We start from the raw sequence: 22,180 nt of genomic DNA on the forward strand, positions 1-22,180 counted from the left end.
AGTAATCCCGTCGCAACAAAGGTGGCACTCGCTGTGCCAGCCACTTGTGCAGACGATATTGGGACTAGATTGGAATCCGGACGACACCTACATAGACTACCTGCGACAGTAACCCACATCGTTGTCTTCTTTGATCACCTACCCTATCAGTGACGCTTAACGCGTACGCTCTTTGAAGTTGAACACATTCAAAAGGAGGGCTCCTATGGCCGCCGTTGTTGCACTTCTTGAAGAGCAGAAGTCGAACTCAAAGTAGCAGAACTGGCACACGACTAGTACACCACCATTCAGACATACAATGACAAGGAGGATCCAATGAGTAAAACCAACACACCGGAACCGTCGGTTCTCGTCCGATTAGAAGACCGGATTCCCGGATTCACGGCTGCACTCGAGCAGTTGAAGATACGGATCGTCGAGAACAGTGCCGATCCAGCCTTCATCGAGGCCGTAGAAGAAATCTGGGACATCATAGAGGAAGCAGAAGACGTCCTTGAAACAGTCGACTTTGAGGAACTTCCTGACGTGATCGATCCCGAGGAGCTTCCCGATGCGATCGATATGAAGAAGGTCCCGGAGGTGATCTCGACGGGCGATGCACGTGACGCGATCGATCTTTCGGAGCTGAACGACGCAGTAGAACTCAGGGAGCTCTGGGAGGCCGTTGACGTCCCTGAGCTACGCAAACAGAAACAAGAGCTCGATGCAGAGGTAGCAGATGTCACCGGCGACGGGAACGAAGAAGATGACGGCCTCCTTGATATGGAGGGGATGCTCGATACTGGTGGTGCCAACGTGGATTTTGACATCGATGACCGTCAAAAAAAGATGCAGGAGCTTATTGAGACGGCCGTCGAGAAGTTCCGAACGTCGCTGTTGGAGACTCATGACAAGGTGCGAGTGCTCTATGAAATTAACCAAGAGAAACTCGGCGGCCAGGCTTCGTTGAATCCGACGGTAGTTTCAACGATGCCAAAGGGCCCAATTCCGGACTCGGCGTCGACGCGCGTCTCAACAGTCCCATCGCAGGTCAAATACTCGCAAGTGAAGAACCCCCGGCGGATCTATGGCCAGCGGTTCAAGCATGCGAATACAAAGTGAACTACCCCGGCCTACTTTAGTAAATTCACGAGAAAGTGGAAGAAACTCGTTGTTATTGAGCCTGAGGCGACGGCCCACTATCACGATCGTTGTGGTCGCGATCTCGAGCAACCCCCCGCAGAGAGTGTGATGTCCTAACAACGGGACAACAGCAAGGAGCATAGTTCGAACCAACCACCCCGGGCACTCCCTCCTCTCCTAGTTACAACTCCGAGCAACCACCTCCTGATTTAGTAGTAGTGGGAGTAAGAACGGGTTCGTCGGTTCTACCTTCGGAACCATATCACACTACGCTGTGATCAGTCAGACAATGTTCTGTGCAATGTCGAGTTCTTCTCAATGAGATGCGTTGACAAGTCCGATTCTGACGATCTCGTTCGTGCCTATTATGCGCAATAGCCCATCATCAACTGACGACACTACTATACAGCACCCCTTATCGGCCTTTTTGGTATCGTTGTTCTTGTGTAAGTGTATTGTCGTCTCAAATGCCACTTTGACCTTAGATATTCTATTAGTAGCTATCTTTTCAATATAATCCGATTATAATGAGGTATTGTAATTTTGTAAGCGCATATAGGGACCATCTGATCCCTAATACTCCAAACTAGAAAAATATATAAATAGTCGTCCTTACAAGCAGATATGCGTAATAGAGGCACCGTTCGAAAAGGTGTCTGCCAACAGTGTTCTCAAGACCTTCCATCGGACACTAACATATGCCTCGAATGCCAGTTTTCTCCCAAGAAGGATTGTCAGCTTGTAGGTAGCGTCTTAGTGAGTATCGCTCTGGTGAGTTCACCACTCATCATACTATTACCTACTCTTCTTCTTCCCATCTCGATTGTCTGGACAATCGCTTTGTGGTTGCTCTTGCTATCAATTAAGATCTCCCCAGATTCTATCGGTCAGATGCGATTCTTTTCGTGACGTAGTATATTGTACACATACCGATCGTGGTTATTGGGAGAACTGATAGAGGAAAGGAAAGTTCTCGAGAACTCGAAGAAAACCCACACAAGAGTCCATGTCGGAATGAGGGCCGGTAGCTCTCGGGCCGAAAGCGGTGTAATGATACCACCACTACGGCCACTCGTGTTCCCGCAACCGGTTCGGGGGATCGTCATCCCAGCGGAGATACGGCATGCCATTGAGAGCCACGTGGCCGCCGTCCATCCCAAAGAGGCGGGCGGGTTCCTCGCGTGTACGCGCCAAGGCGATCGGCTTCATGCTAAACGCCACGTTTCCCTCCCGAACGACGCCCCGATGCCGAGACGGCGTTTCAGCGCCGTCGTCGACGACCGGGTGCCACCGCCACCACGGGTGTTCTATCATTCCCATACAAGCGCTCGCTCGCCATCCGGTCACACGCGAACTGATGAACGTTCGATCCCAGAGCCCTTTTCGATCGTCGTCTTTGCCCCACATGGCCCAATACTAAGCTATCGAGCGTTCAAACGGCGTCTCTTCGACTGGCGAGAACTACTTATCGAAAGTAAAACTGGCGGCGGACGCTTCCCACGACAACTCTGATACCGCCACTATTCGCGAACGTCCGATTTAACGCGTATAAATTGTATATAGGTCTGCATAAGAACGGGTGCAGTATAGGTATGCATCCATCGTACACGAGAGACTATACAAATACAGGACAACGCTTTTCGGTGCTAACTGTTCCAACAGACATGTCCATAATATGCGCCCGAACAACAGGCAAAATCCGTATTCAATAGACAAACACAGAGAAGTTCTACACACTACGTCGGGTGTCGGCGGATGAGCCTAATCATCTACGGGCTGATCGGAATCATCGCTGTGATGTTGGGAGTGGGGCTGTACGTCTCACAAAAGGTCAAGGGAGACAGCATCAACTACATCGTCGCTGGGCGGGGGTTGATCCTACCACTGGCCGCCGCGACGCTGATGGCCCAGTCGCTGGATACGAACGCGACGCTCGGGAATACGGATCTGGTCGCCTCGGCCGGGTTCTGGGCGGGAGCGGCACTACCAGTTGGATTGGCACTCGCTTTGTTCCTCACTGGGCTGTTTTTCGCCAAGCCGATGAATCGGATGAACCTGACCACACTCCCCGATTTCTTCCGTCGCAAGTACGGCCGGACCGTCGAGGTGATTGCAAGCGTTATCATGTCCGTCGCCTACGCTTTCCTGCTTGCGGGGAACCTCGTCGCTGGCGGCTACCTCTTCGAGATCTTCGTGGGCACGAGTTTCACGACCGGTGTCGTCGCCATCGCCACGATCGTGCTGGTCTACACGATCGCGGGCGGGCTGTTCGCGGTCGCCTACACCGACGTGATCCAAGCCGGCGTCGCGCTCGTTGGCTCGCTCGCCCTCATCGTGTTCATCACGACCCAGTACGGGCTCACCATTCCCTCGGGGATGGGACCGACGAACGTCGGCCAGCTCACCGATCCGAGCCAGGGGGCCTACATCAACCTCGCCACCATCGTCGCCCTCGGTCTGGGCGACATCGTCGCCATCGACTTCATGGAGCGGGTGTTCGCCGCCGACGACCCCGAGACGGCCCAGAAGGCGTGTTTCATCGGCTCGGCGGGCACTCTGATCATCGGGATCCCCTTTTCGGTCGTCGCGCTGTCGGCGAACTCGATTCTCGCCTCGATCGGCGTTGAATCTGGCAGTCAGGCCATGCTGTACACACTATTGCAGAACGCGGTGCCACCGTGGCTGGCGGTGATCGTCCTCGGGGGGATCGTTGCAGCCTCCTTTTCGACGAGCGACGGGGCGATTCTTGGCACATCGGCGGTTATCGCGCGTAACATCGGCGGTATCCGCGTCGACGAGAATGGTACAACCGATGACGCAGTCGCGGCCGACGGTGGCTTCCTCGGTACTGAGAGTGACAAACTCCTGACTGTCACGCGGCTGATGTCGATCCCGATCACTTTGCTGGGGATCTTCTTCGCGCTTCGACTGTCGGCGACGGGAATGCTACTCGTGCTAGCTTTCGATATCATGCTCGCAGGCGCGCTAGTGCCGATGGTGATGGGATTGTACTGGCCGGACATGGCGAATACACCTGCAGCGCTGGCCTCGATGCTCTCGGGATCGCTAACCCGTCTGGTTCTGTTCGTGCTCGTTCCGACGACTTACGCCTATGAGAATACCTTGCTATATATCCCGAACGGCATCTTTACAGCCTCCTTCGATGGGCTCCCGACGTTTATCGCCGCGGGCGTGAGCCTCGTGACGTTCATCGGCGTCGCCTACGCCACGAAAGACCGGTACGATGCCCGGACCCTTGATCGGGAGGGGCGGCGGACCATCGTCGCCGGCGGTGACGACGAGTAAGTGGACAGATACGCATATTACTCGCCCATGAACTCTATACATCGACCTTACCATTTATATGCGTGAGTATCCGTAATTAGAGCGCCTATATGGGAACGAATATCCAATTATCAAGGTGGTCACGATGAAAAACGACGATCTCAGAATGCGTAGGAAGGCCCAACAATTGGGTTCCTCGACGCTGGCAGTAACGGTACCCGCCGAATGGGCCCACCGCCACGACCTTTCGAAGGGCGACGACCTCATAGTCCAACGTGACGAGAACGGCAACTCGCTTTTGATCACGCCTGACCGGCCTACGAGCGACGACGCCGCGACGACCATCGATGCCGACGCTATGAGCGCCGACGCCCTCCTGCGGGCAATCATCACCCAATACGTCCTCGGGCGGGGGCTCGTCCACATCGAAGCCGAGACTGCACTTGAGACAGCTCATTATGACGCGGTGCTCGACGCCGAGCATCGCCTGATGGGACTTGGCATCGTCGAGGAGTCGCCTGATCACGTCACTATCCGCTGTTCGGTCGCACCTGACGACTTTGAGCTCCCAACCCTGCTAGGGCGGTTCGGACGCACGGAAGCCACAATCCGAACGAGCGCCGTCGAGGCGCTGCTAGCGGGCGACGCTGAGGCGGCTCGGCAGGCACGTACTCGAAGCCCCCAACTGGAGAAATTGTTCTTCCTCTTCCTTCGGTTGGTGTTTACGACCTACCGTAACCCCCGGCTCAATCAGGCGGTCGGGATCGACACGGGATTCCCGCTCATCGGCTATCGTTCGGTGGCCCAGGACATCTCACTGATAGCAGGGATCGCCGATGACATCGCAGCGATCGTCGAAGAGGGCAATCCGGCGCCACTCGAGAGCACCACCGCGGAACACGTCAGGGACGTTCACGGGGCACTCGACGAGGCCGCCACCAGAACGCGAGACGCCGTCATCGATCCCACGTACGACGCCGTTATCGATGCACGCGAGCACCTCGAACGGGTTCATGATCGATCGACGGCGGCCATTGATCACCTTGAAGCCGAGCGTCCCGAGCCGCTGCTCGCTCTCCATCGGGTTCACCTCTTGTTCGAACGCAGCGCACGCCACACATCCGACTCGCTGGACGTAGCGACCCACCTTGCCTTCCGGGAGAGCCCCGACGTGGCCACCTGGAACGAGTAGGACACACTCAGCGTCGCCGACGTGAATTGTTGATAGAGACGGATGTTCAGCGACGCATTCCAATCTCGATAGTTGACACAGCGGAAGTAGTCCTGCCTCGCCTGTAATTTCGGATGAACGCGTAGGACAGACCGATCAGAGCACCGACGCCGAGTACGCTAGGACCGAGCCCTAAGGAGATCTCAATCGGTATGTTAGTGAACGCGAACAGATAGACGACACGATCAACCAGTCTCACTTATGACGATCATCGCCGGTACACCGACGGCAGTCATTACGATGAGCGGGATCCGGCCCATGGTGGCCCGTGCGCCGAACCGGTATCAAGAGTGACAGGAAAACGAATCTCGTGGGCGGGATGCCGCGAAGCTTGCAATCGATGGGAGAATGATAGTTGCGTTCGAAGATGTTCATTAAGGTATATTAATGTGCTATAACTGTTCGAACGTGCATCCGTTCGTACATTGAAATGGGATATATCCCAAGAAACGCTTTAGTATACATCTATGTACTTATTCGATGGCGAAAGAAGAGCACAAGCGTGCTCGGAATCGCGAAAAACAGAAACGATCGAATATATGACTGATGAGAAATCCGGCGAGGACATCTACGGCGACGCGCACAAGGAAGCGAACGAACCGATCTTCAGCGGAATCCCATCATTCCTGAAACTCCCCCAAGCTGACCGCGACGAACTGGCTGACATTGGGGCGGACATCGGAATCATTGGCGCACCGTTGGACACGGCAACCACCATCCGCCCGGGCACACGCTACGGACCCCGGGCGGTCCGAGCCGCCTCGACGGTCCCCTCACCACCCTATCAGCACTTCAACATCGAGACGGGTGTCGATCCCTTTGACAATTATAAAGTGGTTGATACAGGCGATGCAACGGTTTCTCCGGGGGAGACGAGGGAAAGCCAACTCAACATCGAGGCCGCCGTCGGCGAGATCGCCGAGCAGGGTGCGACGCCGATCGTTATCGGTGGCGATCACTCGATTTCGTATCCCGACATCAAGGGCTGGGCCGAGGCTAACGGCTACGACGACATCGGGCTCATCCATTTTGATTGTCACGCCGACACTGGCGACGACGGGCTCACCGGCTTTGAGTACGATCACGGCGCGTGGGTAAAGCGTGTCTACGACGACGGACTGATGGCCGGCGAGAACTACACGCTGATCGGCCCCCGTGGCTTCTGGCCCGGACCCGAGACCTACGAAGAGATGCGCGAGGCGGGCATGAAGTGGTACACCGCCATGGAGGTCGCCGAGTACGACCTGAGCGAGATTATCGCCGACGCTGTCAAGCGTGCGACCGACGGCACCGACGCAGTGTGGATCTCCTTCGACGTCGACGTCATGGAGCCCGCCTACTGTCCCGGCACCGGCGAGCCTGAACCAGGCGGGCTCGTCCCCCGTGAGGCCATCAGGATGGTTCGAGACGCGGTCACCCAGCTTGATCCCGAGCACTTCGGGTTCGATGTCGTTGAGGTCGCCCCACAGTACGACGTCAGCGACACGAACTCCTATAACGGTGGCATTACCTCTGGGTTCGCGAACCGACTGATTATCGAGGTCCTAGGTAGCATGACGCTCGCCGAACACGGCCTCAGTGAAGGCTCACCGATCAAACCCAAGGAACCGCTCGGTCCCCAACCCGATCTCGAAGCGTCGGCCGACGACTGAGCCCGACACGAATCAAAGACCCACCGATCGTCGGGCCATGCCACTATCACCGCCAATCGGCGACCGTCACCCGGAACCACAATGCTCGGCAGGCGAATGTCAATTCTGACGAAACAAGTATATAACGGATAACACCTATTTCGAATCCGCGTTCAAGCGCTTGTTCGAAGACCGCTGACTCGGAGAGATCACGTGTTTGTGCGATCTCACGAACCCGCTCGGAGAGTTCTGCGGCTATACGCTAATTTGAACGGCAGTCCGCTTAAATCCGTGCCTGCTTAGAACGGAGATGGCAGATAGACTGCTGCCGTGGAGTGTCCGTTGTTTCTCTGAACCGATACCGTCCGAAATTAGCCAGGAAAACTCGAATTCCCTCGTATCACTGTCTGCAGAGATAGTCAGAAAAGCGCGACCTGGACGAGCGAAAGGACGATGAGCGGAACGTGAAACGAAGCGTGAGCCACCATCGCGGCCTCAAGGCTACGCCGCCAATAGAGCCAGCCAAAGAGGACGCCAGCGACCGCGTTCAAAAGAACCGTCCGCACGATCAGTGCCGGAGTGAGATCGACTGATTGGGCAAGTGCGGGGAAGTGGCCTAAGCCGAACAGCACGGCAGCGATGACGATTGCAGCCCAGACGACGGCCGGTTGTGGACCATCCGTCCGGGTACCAGTAATGCGCCACCCGACGAACACGAGCACGGACATGAGTCCGAACCGAAGCATGAGTTCCTCGGTGATCCCTCCGTAGAGGAAACGGACGGGTACGTACGCGAAGACGTCAAGCACGGTCGGCCTCGTCGCTCCAATCACTGATTGGGGTAGGTCCTGGGCGACAAAGGGCATCATCACCGCATCAAGGACGACGATTAGGACACCCCCGATGATACCGATTCCAACGGCCAGTCCGATGTCGCTCCGGAGACGTTGCCAGATCCCGTCGCCAGTCCCTCTCGGGTCGATGACGTACGACTGCAGGCCCACTCGCGGCGCTGCGTAGGCTCCGCATAGACACGCGATGCCGAGTAGCAACAATGGATTGACAGCTGAGAGGATAGCGAGGAGCGGGAGGGACAGCCCGGTCGGGACAGCTGTTTCTGGCGTCGTGAAGTAAATGTAGCCAACGAGCGCCACGATTCCGGGTATACCCAACAGCAGGGCTACACCGAACCGCTTACCAAAGGACCACCTATTCGTAGTCGGGGACATAGGTTCGGTGACTCCCAGCGTTGAGAAAGGAGTTGTGAAACTACCATCTTCCGCTGTGATGGAACCTTCGAACTGAAACCAGGAATCAGCGACGTTGCTGCATCTGTCTCGCTCTGAACGTCCTTATCCACGAAAGCCGAGCAATCGAAGACCGTTCAACGAAACGAGGATGGTGGAGCCTTCGTGGCCGACTACTGCGAGCGGAAGCGGGATACCTCAGAGAAGAATCGTGCACGCGACCAGAATCACGGGGACTATCCTTCGGGTATACCTATCTCACTATCTTTGAAATCGGAGCCTTGGAGCGGCGATTGTCGGAACCGTGCTCACCTATACCCCTGTATCGACGATGTTTTCATACTCGCAGGGTTTGCAGTTATCGACAGTGGGCTTGCGGTTTAGCTCCGACAAACTCAATAAGGAGCGACTCTCTGAAAGTTACCTTTCTGTTGAATAATTTCAATAGTCCAATATATAGATATGATTATTGTGACCATTTAATAAACAAATGATACGAAGAATCTATTTGTAGATAGCGTAAGTTGTTTCTGCCACACATGGCAGATGATAACTCATCCCATCACGGAGAAGAACCAGATCAACTCGGCACGTGGCCACTCTCACGGCGTGAATTCGGCGGACTTACCGCCGGTGCTCTTGGCGCAATCCAACTTAGTGGGCTCGCCGCTGCTGCCACCAAAAAAGCGCCAGAACAACGAGAATCAGCCTCATATGAAGTCGCGGGATTAAAAGAATCCGCGGAGATCCTCGTCGACCAGTGGGGCGTTCCCCACATGTACGCTGAGGATGTAGAGGATATCGCGTTTGTACAGGGATTCAACGCTGCACGTGATCGCCTCTGGCAGATTGATCTTTGGCGTCGGCGTTCGTCGGGCGAACTATCGGAGGTATTCGGTGATGAATGGATCGAACACGACCGTGGTGCGCGCCTCTTCAGTTATCGCGGCGATATCGATGAGGAGTGGGAGGCCTATGGACCCGATGCAGAAACGATCGCTACTGGGTTTGCCAACGGCGTTAACGCGTTTATCGATCAAACCAAAGAAGATCCTGATTTGTTACCGGTCGAGTTTCAAGCACTCGATTACGAACCACGGCGCTGGAAACCAGAAGACATCGTTCGAATGCGCGTCCATGCAATCACGCTCAACGTTTCGAGTGAAGTTGAGCGAGCGATCACGCTCCGAGAATTCGACGAGGATGTTGAACGGGTCCGCCAGTGGCTCAATCCCGACGACTGGGAAATCGAAATCCCGGATGGACTTGATCTTGAGCTGATCCCCGAAGACGTTCTTGATGTCTTCGAGGCGGCAACCATGTCACATACGAGTGTTTCGTTCGACGAGGACTACATTCGTAATCCCGAGGTACTTGATGATCTCTCGGTCCTCACGAACGGTGACGGTTCTAGTGGCAAAGAAACGTCTGATAAATCGGATTGGGCAGACGAGAAAGAGGAGATACCATCTGCAAGTAATAACTGGGTAGTCGGACCTGAACTCACCGAAACAGGGCGACCGATTCTCGCGAATGACCCCCATCGCGCTCATAACGTCCCATCACTACGATATATTGCGCACATCAGTTCTCCTGAATTTGACGTCATTGGAGCGGGCGAGCCGGGACTTCCGGGGATTTCGATCGGGCACAATGGAAATACAGCGTTCGGACTCACGATCTTCTATATCGACCAACAAGATCTGTATGTCTATGAGACGAACCCGGATGATCCAAACGAGTACCGCTACGAGGACGATTGGGAGTCTATGGAGGTGGAAACGGAAACCTTCGAGATTAGAGACGGCGATGATCAGGAAGTCGAATTAAAATTCACTCAACATGGACCAGTGATTTATGAGGATCCCGACGAGAACATCGCATTCGCCGTTCGGACTGTCTGGACCGATCCCGGAACGACGGCCTACTTTGGCGGAATCGGATATATGCGTGCTGAGAATATCGACGAATTCCAAGACGCGATGGAGGGTGAACTCACACCGGGCATGCAGGGGTGGGGTGCGCCGCCGGAGAACCAGGTCGCTGCCGACACGGACGGAAACATCGGATGGTTCCCCGGTGGGAGAACACCCGTTCGACCCAACTGGGACGGGTTACTTCCAGTCCCCGGGGACGGTCGCTATGAGTGGGATGGATATCAACATCAGTCTAATCTACCACGGGAGGTTAATCCCGATCGAGGCTGGATCGCGACGGCTAACCACTTCAATCTCCCTGATGACTATCCGGTAGACGATCCGCCAATCGGCTTTGAGTGGGTAGCACCATATCGGTACCAGCGAATCGCAGAAGTTCTCAGCGAATTTGATGAGGAGAATAAACACTCACTTCAGGATTCCACTGACCTTCAGACGGACTTCCTCTCAATCCCTATTCGGATTATTACCGAAGCGCTTGCTGAAACCGACCCAGATGAGGATCGGTTGGTCGAAGCTCGCGACTGGCTTACAGCGTGGGATGCTGTTCTTGATGCTGATTCGGGCGAGGCAGCCTTGGCAGAAGTCTGGTTCGAGAAGCACCTCCAAGAAGCAGTGACCATTGAACTTGTCGGGAAAGAGGCGTTTGATCACATTGGGACGGGTGATGTCCGCGTCCTTCTTGAGGCAATTGAGGAGCCCGAGCAACGCTTCGGCAATGATCCAGTTGCCACTCGTGATGAGCTGTTACTTTCGACACTTGCTGATGCACTTGATGAGGTTGAGGAGTTACTTGGCGAGAATCGAGATGAGTGGGCATGGGGTGACTTGAAGAAGGCGTTCTTCGAGCATGCAATGTCGTCTGGTGTCGATGAAGAGGCTGCCGAATCGCTAAACGTTGGACCAGAGCCAATGGGAGGAAGCGGGTACACCGTATGGAACGCCAACTACAACGATGACTTCCAATTGACCTCTGGCGCATCGTGGCGGATGGTTATCGATGTTGGCGGATGGGATAATTCACTGGCAATGAGTGTGCCCGGTCAATCTGGTGATCCCGAAAGCCCGTTCTACGACAACCTACTCGAAATGTTCGTCAACGGTGAGTACTTCCCACTACTCTATACCCGTGAGGCTATTCAAGACGCTTGTACGAAGAAGATCGAACTCGCCCCACAAGCCACGGATGATTAAAAGAGAGTAGCGAAGGGTAGAACATAGATTTTCTTTTTAGAATACTACACTTAAATGAAACACTTTGTCAACTCCGAGTTCGCCAACGATGTGACGACCTCGCGGAAAACCACTGCCACGAAAACGCTCGAAGCTACCCTTGCTCCGCCCACTACGGGCAAAGAGCAACGACTTCAGCGAACCGTGGCGATGTACCGCCGCGCTCTCTCCGAAGCGTTTGAGAGTGGCGCGGATACGCAATCGGCAGTCAACGATGTCGTTACCGGCTACGATCTCACGTCCTACGCGAAGGACGCGCTCAAGAACTACGTCCCGAATCTTCGGCGGACGCACAACGCCCGCGAGATTCAGGATGATCACCCTGTTCGCTTCACGAATCGTGGATGGTCGTTTGACCACTCCAAGGAGCGCGAACACGAGTGTTCCACAAGCCGGTCGTGGGAACGCCTTCTGGATTCCGCTTCGTATCAATCCTAAACAACGCGAGTTGTAGGGTGATTTGTTCGCCGGGAACGTGACGGTCGGTGAGTTCCGGCTGCAAGAGCACCGAACGAACTGGGTGCTCCACGTCACTGTCGAGTACACCGTCGCGGAGCCAGAACAGCCGGACGACCCGACACCTATCGGGTTCGACATCGTCGAATCCAAGCTCCTGACGGGCTGTGCCTGTCAGGACGGGACTCCAACCCAACCGTACATCTACGACGGCGGACGTGCTCGACACCTCGGAAAGGAGATGCATACGACGCTGAAACGCCTTCAAGAGCGTGACGCCGAACAGTGGCGAGTAGACGAGCGTTTCGACCACTATCAAAACACGCTCACGGACATCGTGGAGACGGCGTCCAGAGAAGCCGTCGAATACGCCCGCCGGTTCGACTCGCCGGTTATCGTTCTCGAAGACCTCTCGTATATCCGCGAACATCTCGATTACGGCAAGTGGATGAATCGCCGCCTCCACAATTGGGCGTTCGCGCGCCTCACCGACCGAATCGAGGACAAGGCGGTCGATGCCGGAATCCCAGTTCAATTCGTGAACCTGGCGTACACGTCGAAAATGTGTCACGCTTGCGGTCACATCGGTCGGCGCGGATCGCAAGCCGAGTTCCGCTGTACGTACAGTGATTGTTGGGTTTCGGAGTACCAAGCGGACATCAACGCGGCGGCGAACATCGCCGGTCGCGTCAACCGGTGGGGAGAGAGCCTGCCTTGGAAATCGGCAGGCGATGACTCGCCTCAGGATGGGAGCACCCTTGACAGTGCCACAGCCCGCCCCGAGCCGAGTGCGAAACCCGCACAGACGACGCTCGGAGAGTGGGGCTGAAACCTCTCCAGTAGCAGGCTGGATTCCCCATGCTGGGGATTCCACGCCCTTTAGGGCGTGCGAGGATGTCAATCGACAGTGCTAGGCTGGTCAGAAAGAACTGGCCAGTTGACTTGATAGGATACCATTCAATAGAAGTCTACCATTGGTCGAGATGAGAACTGAACACTGCCCTCACGCATCCGATTCAGGATCGGGATTTGGCGTCCTGAAGCCGTCTCGGTAGCAGGGCCAACAGGAGAGATCATTGAACGTCGGGAGACAATCACAGTCCGCCGGGCGAGGATCTGCTTGTTGCTCCCACCGCGGTACGCGCTCAAGTGACGTTAGCTCGGACGGCATTTTTTCTGAGCTCATGAACTCACCCCCAAATAGAGTCGGCGGCAGGAGCGACAGAGCGGGGATGGTTCGCCAAACGCCTGCACGAGCTGCACGTCTTCACAGCTAAAGCAGTTCGGGGCACGACAGACCCGCTGGTCATGGTCGTGATCGCGCGTCTGTTCTCTGTACGATGGTGATTTGGCGTTCGTGCTCATCTCTGGATAGTGAAACCGTTCGTGACGCCCAGCGATAGCAACTACCGTCTACCTCTTGTCCCGATGTGCTGGACAAGTTCGTCCGCGCTCGGTAACGTTCACTCTGGATCGCTATTCGTAGACTGGGCTGTTCAGGCGCCCTCTGGGACTATTTGGCGTTAGCAGTGAAGGGTATGGAGCGTGTGACAGGCTCCAATTAACTGAAGGTCTCCTATGGTCAAAAACACGCGCCAACCGCGGTGAAAGTGAACAGTTCGGAGCTCACCAAATGGGTTCTGAGAGGGGTTTCGGGAGTGATGAGTATACTTTCAGAAGCATTCTCACTGACCGTTCAACCGTTTCTCTTTAGACGGTCTGGCACTCGTCGAGGGAATGAGACAGTGCAGTTCATTCGTCGACAATCCCGTTGGGGTACGTCCCAATTCAGTCACAGCGAGCGTCAAGCACACGCCTGCTGGGCTCGTGCTCGATAGCCAGACGATCGCGAAGGTTATCACTGCCGCCGAAGGCTTGAAGCCGCACACGCAAACTGTGGCCCGTGTCATGAACTTCCTCGAAAAGCTTGGGAAAGACGACGTCGAACAAACGAAACGTCGCGGGAAGAAGCTCGTCGTGGTTGACGAAGAGGCAGCCGACCGATAATGCATCCCGGTGTACAAGGCCTCTGTAGTATTGCATCGTCTGCTTCCGCTACGGCGGCCAGACCGTATTCCCTGCAACAAGAGTTATTACTCAATACACGAATCATGAATTGTATGTCACAGGCTATCGGCTCCTCGGAACGAGCGATCAATGGGCTCCTCTCAGTGGCTCATGTACTCGAAGAGCCACGCCTCGCCCGCCTCTATACGTATATCCTTCGCGAGGGCGAGGTGACGGTCGATACAATCACCGCTGACCTAGAGACACCACGCACGACAGCATACGCTGATACAGGCACTCTGGTTGAACTAGGACTGCTCACGCGTGATGAATCCAAGAAAACCCACACCTACACGGCAACGCCAATTAAACTGACTACGAATCTTGACGGGGATACGTATACGATCACTCCTACACTTATCGAAGCTGTTGGTCAGACATCGAACGACCAAGACCTCGCGTTTGTCGTTGAGAGATACGGCCTCGGCAAACTCGCTGCTGCGGTAACGTACGCCGTTCCATATGTAGACGGTGAAATGACCGAACGGGTTGCTGCTCGTGAGCTCGATCTCCAACCGGCGGTTGGAATCGCCGTCTTGCATGCACTCCAAGAGGTCATTCAGGAGATGCACACGCACGACCCATATTTCGACCAGATTCGAAATGCCCGGACTGAAGCAGTTAATCACGATTCCTAGATGAGCCTGCCTCTATGACTCCTCGTTCCGATAGTACCGCCTGGGTTGCTGATTCGGGGCTGTTCATTGCGTGTGGCCGCCAAGAGAATACCAAATACACCGCTCTCGAACGATTTGCAACGCACAACCAGATCACGTTCATTATTCCACAGCACGTCTACGAGGAGCTCAACAGTGCACCAGCACAGAGTACACCGGGACAGATCCCGATCGACAGTGCAATCACCAGTGGTTGGGTAACAGTTGCGGATGATCTCGACTATACAAACAGTACTGTATCAACGGTGATGGATAGGACACGGAGCTATATCGCAAATTCGTCTAATCGGTCTGAAGACCAAATTGAACGGGCGGACACCGCACTTGCAGGCGTCGCAATCCAACTTCTTTTGCAGGGACCTGCATCGTCTGTGTGTCTCCTTACAACAGACGCTGATGCTGGTCAGGGAGTCGTTACGGCGATCGAAGCAGCAGGGTTCACTGATCAAATCACGTTGAAAGATGGATTTGAGCTGATTGAATCGATCACATAAATATATTGACGGAGTGGCCAAGTATGTTTGATATATTCTTGCTGGCTGGTAGCTCACTAGGACCGGATATTGTGGTCCTACGTTGTTGAATATCCCTCGCCACGATGTGAGGAGTCAGACAGAGCCTTGTGTACCCTTGTGGCTCTCCGGTAGGGACTGCTGGCCACGGCTATCTACCTACTTTCTATTCTCCGATGATAATCAGATTGAGACCCGGTCTACTCAAAGAGATTTTATATACTTGCCATTTACTGGAGAAAAAATAGCGGAAAGTAAGAACACTATCTATACCCAATTGACACATAGTGGTTCTATGCGTTTTGTCCAAGTTCTTATCCCTGACGGTGATCGAATGGACGTTCTCGCGGTACTCGACGACGAACGGATCGATTATGCGGTCTCTGAAGAAACTGGCCGTGGAGAGTTCGCAGCCGTAGTTTCCTTCCCAATCCCTGATGCTGGAGTTGAACCCGTATTTGAAAAACTGTATGCTGCAGGCATCAAGAAACTCCTATACGATTGTTCTCCCGACCGAGACGGTCGTTTCCGAGCGAATAGAGACCCTCAAAAATCGATACCGGGGGCATCATATCGCACGCGACGAACTTATCGCACACACCGAAGACCTTGCCCCCGCGATCTCGACGTTCTTTATTTTCCTTGTCGTAAGCACACTCATTGCGACAACAGGGCTGCTCCTCGATTCGGTGGCAACTATTATCGGCGCAATGGTTATTGCCCCGTTGATGGGAGACCCGCTATCTCGGCCAGTGTTGGAGCAGTTCTAGCGGATTCGGATATGACCTCTCGTGGTGTGACACTACAGGTGACTGGGTTGCTCGCTGCAGTCTTAACAGCTGCCAGCCTCGGGGTACTGTTGAATGAGACTGCCTTGTTACCACCGGTTGACATCCGAACGATCCCACATATCCTTGAGCGGACGTCGCCGAATTTCCTCTCGCTATTTCTCGCTCTCGGATCGGGTGTTGCTGGTGCCGTGAGTATCATCCGTGGGGCAGGATCAGCACTCGTTGGAGTTGCCATTGCGGTCGCACTGATTCCTCCTGCTGCGATGTCTGGGCTCGGTCTTGCATGGGGCTATCCTGGAGTCGTTCTTACTGCTGGCGTTCTTGTGCTGGTGAACCTGCTTGCGATCAATCTCTCGGCGCTCATTCTCTTGTGGATCGCTGGCTACCGTCCCGAAACAAATGAGCACGCGGGACGGGCATGGCAGGGAGTCCGCGTCCGTATCGTGGCTACCGTTTGTAGTCTTCTTCTCCTCTCGGTTGTCCTTGGAACTATCACGTGGGCATCCTTCGCAGTTGGAACTGTTGAGACCGATGCCAATACCGAAGTCGAAGCGGTGTTCGATAGCGGCCAGTTTGATGACTTGGAATTCGAAGCACTAACAGTTGATTACGATATCGATGATGTGCTTCTCGGAAACCCTGCCGAAGTAACCGTTGTCGTCGCACATAGGCCGAACGCTCAGATCCCACCAGATGTAGCTCAGCGTATCGATGACCGCCTGACGAGTGAAACAGGAGAAGACGTCACTGTCAACGTTGAATTTGTTCGGGGACAGAGTTCAACCTAACTAATTATCTCTATCGTTATTCGATCTCTCGAAGGCATCCGATTCAAAATAAAAGGCGTAAGGCACCGTTAGGCGCCACGTGGCTCGCCAGCAGGTGCCCTCCCTTCCCTACTAGCGCTCCGTCCGCCAAAAGCGATCTCGATCATCGAGATACCAGTTGTAAGTAGATTGATTCCGAAGAGAAGACCAACAGCCCACACGATAGCAAAGGGCAACGTTACCCAGATAAGACCGGCAAGGACGATTGAGATGGCGCCACTTCCAACCATCCACTGCCAGTTCGTCTCAGGACGGAGTTTGAGTCCACCATATACTTCGATTAGCCCATCAACAACGAAGAACGCGACTAACAATATAGTGAGAGTCGCTAATCCTGCTGCAGGGTTGCCGACGAGTGCGAGGCCAGCCAGTAGGTACACGACTGCTAAGACAGTCTGAGCCGTGCGTCCTTTCCACCCATGAACTGTAAACACGTGGGCGGCATGAACGACTGCACCAATGATCAAGAGTGCCCCCAGTGCGACGGTTGCAGATAAGCCGGCGACGAGTGGAGAAAGAATCGCTAAGATACCGAGACCGACGATAATGATCCCCATCGCTAATAACAGTCGCCAGTGATCTTGCAGCGAGTGCATCGATTCTCGGGCTGATTCAGTCGTGGCTGTTTGGTTCATCTATGTACCTCACTCGAACGGTCTGTTCCCGACTACTATAAAAAGTGTTGGTCAATTTACAATAAGTCTGAAAGTCGCCTATACACGGGATATCGAAGGTGAGGGCCAAAGCAGCAGATAGAGCACCACCATCTAATGGCGATTCAAATATATATGAGAAAAATGCTTGGAAAATGTTATAATTCGGCTATAGAGGGCTGGAATCGGTACTCAAGAGAGAATCCGTATCGATGAGTGAAGCTCAATAAACTCAGACCCCGTCTTTCGACCGATACAGTATCCCTTCACGTTCATGAATAGTGTGACAGAGATGCCAACCAACCCCGTCCATATCGTCGATGTATTCGCACAGAAAAAGTACACCGGCAATCAATTAGCAGTCGTTCACGAGGCGTCCAATCTCTCCACCGATGAGATGCTTGCGTTCACCCGCGAGACAAACTTCTCCGAAGCCACCTTCATCGAATCGGTCGACACAACTGTTGGTGAGTATGACGTCCGCATCTTCGATCCCACCGAGGAGATTCCGTTTGCTGGCCATCCGACATTGGGTACGGCGTTCGTGATTCGTGAGTATCTCACAGACGATCGGCCAGACCAACTCACACTCAACCTTGGCGTGGGCGAAATTCCCGTCTGGGTCGAAGCAGATGGCGATGACGAATTCTACTGGATGAAGCAAATCCAGCCATCATTTGAGGACAAACTTACACCGGAATTGATCGCAGACATTCTTGGGCTCGATCAGGCCGATATCGACGATTCGTATCCAATCAAACTCGTATCAACAGGACTTCCAACCGTTATCGTCCCATTGACCTCTCTTGATGCCGTTCAGCGAGCCGAGACGCAACTGGACCCATACTACAGTGATCTTATCGATCCTCTTGGTAACGTGAACCTCCTCGTGTTCGCTCCCGAGACGTACGACGATAACGACCTGAACGTCCGCGTCTTTGCCGACTGTGGGGGCGTTCCGGAAGATCCTGCAACAGGCTCCTCGAATGGGTGTCTCGCTGCCTATCTCGTTCAGGAAGACTATTTCGAGTCCGATGAGATCGAAGTGACGGTCGAACAAGGATACGAGATGAATCGTCCCTCACTGCTTCGGCTCCGAGCATCCCAATCAACAGATGGTATCGATGTCGAAGTTGGTGGACGCGTACTACCGGTCTTGAGTGGGCAGCTTCGATAACTCCACACGCCCTCCAGGGCGGTCTACTGACGCTTTCTTCATGCTCTCCTAGGCAGAAATCCTACAGTAGTACCCTCAGTAGACACAATTGATGGCAGACCTCATCGTTCAGGCGGCGGTCAAAGAAACGCTCACTGACTACAATGTATCGTCGGATTTCTACGACGCACTCGACGAGGAAGTTGAGGAGTTACTCGAGGATGCAGCCCAACGAGCGGCTGACAACGATCGGAAGACCGTTCAGGCTCGCGACCTCTAAGGTCGACGCCTCTCTAACAAAGTAGTGTAGTAGAACTCCCAACGTAGCTGCCGCTTTCGTAGACACCCTGCTGAAAACCGGCTCAAGCAGTACCCGACGCTTCGTACTAATGAGAATTGTATACTAGGCGACGATGGACTCAGTTAGATAGTGCCTTGTGCAACATCATGACTCTCCAATACGGGACTGTTGCACAAGACTCAGTACTCCGTCTGTTCTGTTCGGCGGTATTGGCTGTTAGCGTAGCCAAACCGACCGCTGCACGGTCTAGTGGATTGCTATAGAGGACCAGCAGTTCCGATGCTCTACTGTCGCATCTCACGTATATCGGCCGAATATTGATAACCACCCTATACAATAAGCGGAATATGCCTGAGTGCGACGAATGTGGCCAGCACGTAACGGCCGATTTCCACCGCGTATTCGCCGATAACGATGGGACGCTCTATGGCTGTCCCGATTGTCTGAGTGCGACGGCGATCAAGAACGGAAAAGCAACGGGCCGCTGAACCGCTCCCTGGCTATAGTGGTACTGTAGTTAAACAGACAAGACTGCCAGCATGGAGTAAGAGCGACTTACGTAAGCAAAGATCGGTTAGTAGCAACGTCGAATAACCCGGGTAGAGTACAGTAGTAGTGTGAGTAGTAGAAACGATTCCGTCGGTTCGACCTTTGGAAGTATATCAATTCAGGGTGTAATCAATTAGACAATGCCTTGTGCACTATCGATCCCTTCTCAGCAGGGTGAGTTACACAAGTTCCAGTCTCTGAAACACCTTCCCCACAGACGATATCCCTGCCTAATCATCGGTCCTCAGAGCCATGAGAGCCGATTTGATATCTGAAAAATATATTTCGAAATAAAAAGCTGTTCTCAAGTGGATTACGAGGCTAAGTAGAACACGATAGTTACTGTCAGCAAATTTCCGGATTTTGGATGGATTTTGGACTGGGTTCGGAAAACGCTCTTCTATTGATTGATGGTGGAATCACACGTTGTGGGCCCCTGGATGTAGAAACGACCTGTGGCGCACACGACATGCACAACAACAGCCGAATCGTGTGAATAATCAACAACAGAGACAGGACAGAACCAGAATATGACGGAACAATCAGAGACAAACGATGACGCAAAACAGATGCCGGACTTCCCACTCAACCGGAATCCCGAGAGAGAACTCGAACAGGCGCCTGCCGCCGAATCCGAGAGTGGACAATCCCGCCGCGGATTTCTCGCTGCATCCGCAGCAGTTGGACTCGGTGCTGCAGGCATGACCGGATCAGTGAGCGCCCACGACGGCGACGGTGATGAGAGCAGTACGAACCATGATGACGACGACAATACCAAAATGAACGAGATCGAAGTCGACGCAGGCGCTGGATTCACCGTACAGGATATCGTTGACAACCCAGACGGATTTTTCGTGGACGTCCACACCGAAGAGTTCGTTCCTGGTGCGATCCGGGGGCAAATACACGGCGAACCAGGAGATACGCAGTTCCTCGTGCAGGCCGACGGTGATCAGGTCGTTGATGGTGACTCTGGCGAGGTTGGTATCGGCGATCCGGAGGGAAGTGGTCTCTATGAGCTAGAGCTGCAGCCCGAGGAGAACATCATCTGCTTCGACATCGCTGTCGATGTGACGCCGCCATACCAGAGCCCTGCGAACACAGCAACCCACATCCACGAGGCGCCGGAAGGAGAGGCTGGACCGCCACGTGTCGTATTCCCGGATCCGACGCCGAATGATCCGGAGGTACAGCAGGTCCGAGAGAGCGTTGGCTGCCTGCCTGGTGAGTTCGCGACCATGACAGGTGTGATGATTCCTGTCGAGGACAATCCGCGAGTTGACGCCGATAACGTCGAAAAGAAAGAAGTGTACATGCCAAAAGACAAGGATTGTTAACGAAGACGACTGGTGTCTTCCCACGATCCCTTCAGCCGGCCCCAAACGGAGACACTACCGAAGGGGTCCCGCCCTGGGACTCACTCCGCTGACAATCATCACCCTCTCTACTTCCGGTCTTCGACCAATGGGAGAGGAGACGGGGCAACAGAGTGACGAAAAAGGACGAAATGGGGCTGTGAGCCCGATACACTGCACAGTTGATGAACAGCTCGACGTAACCGAAGCTCGGAGAACACAATGACTGACCACGACGACGCGAACGATAGGACGAACCGACAAACCGGCCGAATGCCCGATTACCCACTAAACAGGAGCTGGTCGGCTGGTCTGCACGTGAGTAACGAAGCAACTAAAGAGGAGACTGACGCTGCTCGTCACAGCTCTTCTCGGCGTGGGTTCTTAGCTGGAACCGCGGCTGTGGGACTCGGCGCCGCCGGACTTGCCTCACCGGCCGGCGCCGACAACCACGACGATAGCGAGAAGGACACTGGAAACTCCGAACTCGAGGACGGTGCACGCATCGTTCACCTCTCGCCGGATGCCCCTATCGTGGATGTGTACGTCGACGGGGAACTGTGGTTTGAGGATGTCGAGCCGTTCGCGACCCAGACACCGTACCTCGAGTACGTGCCTGGAACGTACACGGTCCAGTTCACACCTGCCGGTGAGGGCCCCGAGGCGGCGGTCCTCGAACGTGAAGTCACCTTTGAGGAAGGACGCTATACGGTTGCCGCCGTTGGCGAGGCCTGTGCGGGAAGCGACGAACCACTACGGATCGTTCCCTTCGAAGACGATACGACCCCCACGTCGTCGGGACACGCCCGTGTCCGGGGCATTCACGCGTCAGTCGACGCTCCATGTGTCGACTTCACCGTTCGAACCGGCGAAGAGACCGTCTTTGAGAACCTTGGATTCGGAGAGGGGAATTACGGCGAAGTGGCCGCTGACGAAACGGTTCTTGAGATACGCGAGAGCGCGACCGGTGAGATCGTTGAGCGCTTCGATATCGGGTTCGAGGCGGGGGCAGTCTACACGGTGTTCGCCCTCGGATACGTTGATCCAACTACTGCACCCGAAAGCGCGGTCGAAAACGCCTCGTTTGCACTTGGGATTACTGAGGACGCGATACCGGGTGAACGGTAAGCCGATGACACGTGTTGCCTAG

At 54.5% G+C, this 22,180-nt stretch carries 16 protein-coding genes and 2 pseudogenes; 15 read left to right on the top strand and 3 right to left on the bottom strand.

Annotation, left to right across the window (positions count from 1 at the left end):
* Positions 1-315: 315 nt before the first annotated feature.
* A complete protein-coding gene (locus tag HACJB3_RS15645) occupies positions 316-1,101 on the top strand; it encodes a hypothetical protein (protein WP_008413784.1) in 786 nt (261 codons plus the stop codon).
* Positions 1,102-2,184: 1,083 nt separating this feature from the next.
* Here the strand turns inward: HACJB3_RS15645 and HACJB3_RS20485 are convergent.
* The gene (locus HACJB3_RS20485; RefSeq protein ID WP_049946405.1) at positions 2,185-2,529 is read right to left on the bottom strand and encodes a hypothetical protein; all 345 of its coding nucleotides are present in this window, start codon (positions 2,527-2,529) and stop codon (positions 2,185-2,187) included.
* Between the two features lie 348 nt (positions 2,530-2,877).
* Between HACJB3_RS20485 and HACJB3_RS15655 the strand changes: the two genes are divergently transcribed.
* The 3 genes from HACJB3_RS15655 to HACJB3_RS15665 all read left to right on the top strand — a co-directional run bounded on the left by HACJB3_RS15655 (position 2,878) and on the right by HACJB3_RS15665 (position 7,290).
* A complete protein-coding gene (locus HACJB3_RS15655) occupies positions 2,878-4,428 on the top strand; it encodes a sodium:solute symporter family protein (RefSeq protein ID WP_008413780.1) in 1,551 nt (516 codons plus the stop codon).
* A 145-nt stretch (positions 4,429-4,573) separates the two neighbouring features.
* The gene (locus tag HACJB3_RS15660; RefSeq protein WP_049934692.1) at positions 4,574-5,599 is read left to right on the top strand and encodes an AbrB/MazE/SpoVT family DNA-binding domain-containing protein; all 1,026 of its coding nucleotides are present in this window, start codon (positions 4,574-4,576) and stop codon (positions 5,597-5,599) included.
* A 578-nt stretch (positions 5,600-6,177) separates the two neighbouring features.
* A complete protein-coding gene (locus HACJB3_RS15665; protein ID WP_008413777.1) occupies positions 6,178-7,290 on the top strand; it encodes an agmatinase family protein in 1,113 nt (370 codons plus the stop codon).
* 398 nt (positions 7,291-7,688) lie between these two features.
* Here HACJB3_RS15665 and HACJB3_RS15670 read toward each other — a convergent pair whose 3' ends face one another.
* A complete protein-coding gene (locus HACJB3_RS15670; protein WP_238532873.1) occupies positions 7,689-8,273 on the bottom strand; it encodes a CPBP family intramembrane glutamic endopeptidase in 585 nt (194 codons plus the stop codon).
* A gap of 782 nt (positions 8,274-9,055) precedes the next feature.
* Here HACJB3_RS15670 and HACJB3_RS15675 point away from each other — a divergent pair.
* The 6 genes and pseudogenes from HACJB3_RS15675 to HACJB3_RS15695 all read left to right on the top strand — a co-directional run bounded on the left by HACJB3_RS15675 (position 9,056) and on the right by HACJB3_RS15695 (position 16,977).
* Positions 9,056-11,647, top strand: a complete 2,592-nt coding sequence (locus HACJB3_RS15675) for a penicillin acylase family protein (protein ID WP_238532874.1) — start codon at positions 9,056-9,058, stop codon at positions 11,645-11,647.
* Between the two features lie 54 nt (positions 11,648-11,701).
* Positions 11,702-12,971: pseudogene (locus tag HACJB3_RS15680) on the top strand (RNA-guided endonuclease TnpB family protein).
* A gap of 998 nt (positions 12,972-13,969) precedes the next feature.
* Positions 13,970-14,149 (top strand): hypothetical protein, encoded by a 180-nt coding sequence (locus HACJB3_RS15685; protein ID WP_238532875.1) that lies wholly within the window; start codon positions 13,970-13,972, stop codon positions 14,147-14,149.
* 113 nt (positions 14,150-14,262) lie between these two features.
* Entirely contained in the window at positions 14,263-14,847 is a 585-nt protein-coding gene (locus HACJB3_RS15690) for a DUF7437 domain-containing protein (RefSeq protein ID WP_013199581.1), read from the top strand.
* 14 nt (positions 14,848-14,861) lie between these two features.
* On the top strand, positions 14,862-15,380 hold the full coding sequence (locus HACJB3_RS18955) for a hypothetical protein (RefSeq protein WP_049946407.1): 519 nt from the start codon (positions 14,862-14,864) through the stop codon (positions 15,378-15,380).
* Between the two features lie 313 nt (positions 15,381-15,693).
* Positions 15,694-16,977, top strand: a pseudogene (locus HACJB3_RS15695) (TIGR00341 family protein).
* 68 nt (positions 16,978-17,045) lie between these two features.
* On the opposite strand, the gene HACJB3_RS15700 reads toward HACJB3_RS15695, so the two are convergent.
* Positions 17,046-17,651 (bottom strand): HdeD family acid-resistance protein, encoded by a 606-nt coding sequence (locus HACJB3_RS15700; RefSeq protein ID WP_238532876.1) that lies wholly within the window; start codon positions 17,649-17,651, stop codon positions 17,046-17,048.
* A gap of 310 nt (positions 17,652-17,961) precedes the next feature.
* Here HACJB3_RS15700 and HACJB3_RS15705 point away from each other — a divergent pair, with 310 nt between their 5' ends.
* From HACJB3_RS15705 to HACJB3_RS15720, 5 genes are all read left to right on the top strand, one after another.
* Positions 17,962-18,846, top strand: coding sequence for a PhzF family phenazine biosynthesis protein (locus HACJB3_RS15705; RefSeq protein WP_238532877.1), 885 nt, complete (start codon positions 17,962-17,964; stop codon positions 18,844-18,846).
* Positions 18,847-18,937: 91 nt separating this feature from the next.
* Positions 18,938-19,105 (top strand): hypothetical protein, encoded by a 168-nt coding sequence (locus tag HACJB3_RS15710; RefSeq protein ID WP_008415327.1) that lies wholly within the window; start codon positions 18,938-18,940, stop codon positions 19,103-19,105.
* 368 nt (positions 19,106-19,473) lie between these two features.
* On the top strand, positions 19,474-19,614 hold the full coding sequence (locus tag HACJB3_RS20345) for a DUF7563 family protein (RefSeq protein ID WP_169312210.1): 141 nt from the start codon (positions 19,474-19,476) through the stop codon (positions 19,612-19,614).
* A gap of 591 nt (positions 19,615-20,205) precedes the next feature.
* Positions 20,206-21,012 carry a CHRD domain-containing protein gene (locus HACJB3_RS15715; RefSeq protein WP_238532878.1) on the top strand — a complete coding sequence of 269 codons (807 nt, stop codon included), beginning with the start codon at positions 20,206-20,208 and terminating at the stop codon, positions 21,010-21,012.
* A 240-nt stretch (positions 21,013-21,252) separates the two neighbouring features.
* A complete protein-coding gene (locus HACJB3_RS15720) occupies positions 21,253-22,158 on the top strand; it encodes a DUF4397 domain-containing protein (RefSeq protein WP_238532879.1) in 906 nt (301 codons plus the stop codon).
* Positions 22,159-22,180 lie beyond the last annotated feature (22 nt).

Origin of the sequence: Halalkalicoccus jeotgali B3 (assembly GCF_000196895.1) — an archaeon.
Classification (GTDB): domain Archaea; phylum Halobacteriota; class Halobacteria; order Halobacteriales; family Halalkalicoccaceae; genus Halalkalicoccus; species Halalkalicoccus jeotgali.